The following is a 793-nucleotide window of genomic DNA, read 5'->3' as shown; positions in this document are numbered from 1 at the left end:
CTTAATTATGCAATATTTTTCTTTACCTTCATTAAAACCGTCGTCCACAATGCAATGGAAAGAATTATTATTGATGCCATCGCACCCTATTGCACGCAAGGGATTAATCATATTTACATTAATATTTTTGGCTCATTTTTCTGCATACAACTATTTTACCGTTTTCTTTAAACAAACGGCGGGTTTCTTAGAAGGGCAGATTTCTGCTTTATTGTTGTTTTTTGGTATCGCCAGTGTCGTGGGTAATGTATTAGCGGGCTATGTTGGTAAATATAATGTGCGTTATAACTTTGCAATCAGTGCACTTTTATTAGCTATGGCATTTTTAGCTTTGTCGATTTGGGACTTTAATTGGACAACTAGCGCTATATTTGTTTTTTTATGGGGTACTGCTGCCGGTATGGTGCCTGCAACTATTAATATGTGGATGCATATTCATGCTCCAGAACTCACAGAAAAAGGGTCGGCATTTATTACCTTTATGTTTTTGATATTAATTACCATTGGTAGTTTGGTTGGTGGTTATGTCATGGATAATTTTGATGGATATGTGTTGATGATCAGTATGTTACTTGTCGCTTCATTCGCCTTTTTTTTGATATTCACGTTGGCTCGTGGTTTGAAAAATAATGAAAGACGAGCTGTAAAATGAACCTTTTCAATAAACTAAAACCATCCCTAGAAGATATAATGAACCTCAGCTTCGTTTAAAAATAGCGATTTCATTATCCCGTAGATTCAAGCTCGGTTTTTTAGGTTGGAATGTATAAGCAATAAGGCCGGCAGTAACTTC

Annotated in this window: 1 protein-coding gene and 1 pseudogene; one reads left to right on the top strand and one right to left on the bottom strand. The window is 35.7% G+C overall.

All coding sequences use genetic code 11. The annotated features are described in order from the left end of the window. Window positions 1–652 (top strand): MFS transporter (locus tag Xentx_RS18210; protein WP_139292549.1); only part of this gene is annotated, 652 nt, incomplete at its 5' end. A gap of 45 nt (window positions 653–697) precedes the next feature. Here the strand turns inward: Xentx_RS18210 and Xentx_RS20280 are convergent. Next, window positions 698–793: pseudogene (locus Xentx_RS20280) on the bottom strand (IS982 family transposase); the annotation flags it as partial.

The organism is Xenorhabdus thuongxuanensis (assembly GCF_001908095.1).
Classification (GTDB): Bacteria; Pseudomonadota; Gammaproteobacteria; order Enterobacterales; family Enterobacteriaceae; genus Xenorhabdus; species Xenorhabdus thuongxuanensis.
Note: the sequence above shows the minus strand (reverse complement) of the source record. Positions and strands in the feature narration are given on the sequence as shown.